This window comes from Streptomyces sp. NPDC055078, assembly GCF_053607985.1.
In genome coordinates this window covers 1-2,687 of record NZ_JBSGUP010000892.1, presented here as the reverse complement: position 1 = coordinate 2,687, position 2,687 = coordinate 1, and the positions used below count along the sequence as shown (strand labels likewise).

Here is a 2,687-nt window from a genome sequence, read left to right as displayed (position 1 = left end):
GGTACCACCGGGGGCGGCACCCCCGGCGCCACCGCCACGGGTGGTGGCGACGGTGGTGACGCCGGGACCTGCACCGTGGATCTTGACGGGGCCGAGTGCGCGGACAACACCGACACCAACAATGTCGGCTCGCAGCCGGTCGAGCAGGGCAAGGCGAAGGAAGAGCTGGCCGAGACGGGCGCGATGGAGACCACGTTCCTGCTCGTCGGTGCGGCGACCATGATCGCTGGTGGTATCGGCTTCCGGATGCTGCCGCGTCTGGTCGGCGGCAACCGCGCTGCCGTCTGAGACGGCTGAGAGCCGGTACGCCCGCGCGTCATGGCGCGGGCACCGAGCGTGACGTAACACAGAGTGAAGAAAGAGCCCGGGGTGTGGCACAGCACCCCGGGCCCTTCTCTGGGTCTCGGCAGGGTCTCAGGAGGGCGGCGGCCCCGGTCAGGAGCGGGGTCAGGCGGTCTGGACCGCGGCCAGCACCGCCAGCGCCCCCACCAGCACCACCAGCAGAGTCAGCAGTGCCACCGGGCTCAGGCCGCCGAAGGGGCCCTGCTGCTGGAGCCGCTCGCGGTTCGCTCGGCAGACCGGGCAGCGGCCCTCGGTGACGGGGGCCGCGCAGTTGGCGCATACCAGACGGTCGTACGTCATGCGCTCTCCTCCTCCCGCGCGTCGAAGCCGCGGGACTGTTCAGCACAGCCGCAGGCGCAGTTCTCTTGGGAGAACGCTCAACAAGTCACGACTGTTCCCTACCACTGTGCCAGCTCCCGCGCCGTTCGGCGCGCCCCGCCGGCCGCACCCGGTCCGGCCGGCGGCGAATGACGCTGCCGACGACGCGGCCGACGACGCGGCAAATCATGCGGCAAATGGTGCGACAAACGACGGGACAATCTACGCAACCCCGGCCGCCGACTGCGCCCGGAAGCCCCGTTCGCGTAGTGTCACGCACACCTCTATTCCCGGCTGACCTGTGGTGCCCCAGTGATCCGATTCGACAGCGTCTCCAAGACCTACCCCAAGCAGAGCCGGCCCGCCCTCCGTGATGTGTCGCTCGACATCGCGAAGGGGGAGTTCGTCTTCCTCGTGGGCTCGTCCGGTTCCGGCAAGTCGACCTTTCTGCGGCTTGTCCTCCGCGAGGAGCGCGCCAGTCAGGGCCTGGTGCATGTCCTCGGCAAGGACCTGGCCCGGCTGTCGAACTGGAAGGTGCCCCATATGCGCCGCCAGCTCGGCACGGTCTTCCAGGACTTCCGGCTGCTGCCCAACAAGACCGTCGCGGAGAACGTTGCCTTCGCCCAGGAGGTCATCGGCAAGCCCCGGGGCGAGATCCGCAAGGCCGTGCCCCAGGTGCTCGACCTCGTCGGTCTCGGCGGCAAGGAGAGCCGGATGCCGGGCGAGCTGTCCGGAGGTGAGCAGCAGCGCGTCGCGATCGCGCGGGCCTTCGTCAACCGCCCGATGCTGCTGATCGCCGACGAGCCGACCGGCAACCTGGACCCCCAGACCTCCGTCGGCATCATGAAGCTGCTCGACCGGATCAACCGGACGGGCACCACCGTGATCATGGCGACCCACGACCAGAACATCGTCGACCAGATGCGCAAGCGCGTGATCGAGCTGGAGGGCGGCCGTCTCGTACGCGACCAGGCACGCGGCGTCTACGGCTACCAGCACTGAGTCACCGGACGTCACCGGACGTCACTGGACGACGCCGGTCGACACCGGACGTCACCGGCGTCGGCGCCGGCCCCGCAAGGAAAGGCTGAACGCACGCGATGCGCGCCCAGTTCGTACTGTCGGAGATCGGCGTAGGTCTCCGCCGCAATCTCACGATGACCTTCGCCGTCGTCGTCTCCGTTGCCCTCTCGCTCGCGCTCTTCGGCGGTGCTCTGCTGATGACGCAGCAGGTCAACACGATGAAGGACTTCTGGTACGACAAGGTCAACGTCTCCATCTTCCTCTGCAACAAGAACGACGCGACCAGCTCGGCCCACTGTGCCAAGGGCGCCGTCACCGATCAGCAGAAGCAGCAGATCGAGACCGACCTCAAGAAGATGGCCATCGTCGAGTCCGTCCACCGCGAGAGCGCGGAGCAGGCGTACAAGCACTACAAGGAGCAGTACGGCGACACCCCGATCGCCGCGACCATCACCCCGGACCAGATGCAGGAGTCGTTCCGGGTCAAACTGAAGGACCCGGAGAAGTACCAGGTCGTCGCGACGGCGTTCGCCGGGCGGGCCGGGGTCCAGTCGGTCCAGGACCAGCGCAACATCCTGGAGAACCTGTTCTCACTGATGAACGGCATGCGCGTCGCCGCACTCTGCGTCATGGCGCTGATGCTGGTGATCGCGATGATGCTGATCGTCAACACCGTGCGGGTCTCGGCGTTCAGCCGCAGGCGTGAGACCGGCATCATGCGGCTCGTCGGGGCCTCCAGCTTCTATATCCAGATGCCGTTCATCATGGAGGCCGCCTTCGCCGGACTGCTCGGCGGCGCTGTGGCCTGCGGTTTCCTGCTCATCGGCCGCTACTTCCTGATCGATAACGGCCTGGCCCTCGCGGCCGAGATGCCACTGATCAATTTCATCGGCTGGGACGCGGTGATCACCAAGCTGCCGCTGGTGCTCGCCATCGGTCTGCTGATGCCGGCCCTTGCCGCTTTCGTCGCTCTGCGCAAGTACCTCAAGGTGTGACATGCGCCC

3 protein-coding genes and 1 pseudogene are annotated in these 2,687 nt (G+C 67.4%); 3 read left to right on the top strand and 1 reads right to left on the bottom strand.

Going from position 1 to position 2,687, the window contains the following annotated elements; genetic code table 11:
- Nucleotides 1-288 (top strand): annotated as a pseudogene (locus ACWF94_RS38255) (hypothetical protein); the annotation flags it as partial.
- Nucleotides 289-447: 159 nt separating this feature from the next.
- Here ACWF94_RS38255 and ACWF94_RS38250 read toward each other — a convergent pair.
- A complete protein-coding gene (locus ACWF94_RS38250; protein WP_453499532.1) occupies nucleotides 448-642 on the bottom strand; it encodes a hypothetical protein in 195 nt (64 codons plus the stop codon).
- A 330-nt stretch (nucleotides 643-972) separates the two neighbouring features.
- Here ACWF94_RS38250 and ftsE point away from each other — a divergent pair, with 330 nt between their 5' ends.
- Both ftsE and ftsX read left to right on the top strand, forming a co-directional pair.
- Nucleotides 973-1,662, top strand: coding sequence for a cell division ATP-binding protein FtsE (ftsE, locus tag ACWF94_RS38245; RefSeq protein WP_453499530.1), 690 nt, complete (start codon nucleotides 973-975; stop codon nucleotides 1,660-1,662).
- Nucleotides 1,663-1,760: 98 nt separating this feature from the next.
- The gene (gene ftsX, locus ACWF94_RS38240) at nucleotides 1,761-2,678 is read left to right on the top strand and encodes a permease-like cell division protein FtsX (protein WP_453499528.1); all 918 of its coding nucleotides are present in this window, start codon (nucleotides 1,761-1,763) and stop codon (nucleotides 2,676-2,678) included.
- Nucleotides 2,679-2,687: the final 9 nt, after the last annotated feature.

What these genes read in the sequence shown, in the direction of transcription:
- ACWF94_RS38250 (WP_453499532.1), bottom strand. Translation starts at nt 642, where the DNA reads ATGACGTACGACCGTCTGGTATGCGCCAACTGCGCGGCCCCCGTCACC.
- ftsX (WP_453499528.1), top strand. Translation starts at nt 1,761, where the DNA reads ATGCGCGCCCAGTTCGTACTGTCGGAGATCGGCGTAGGTCTCCGCCGC.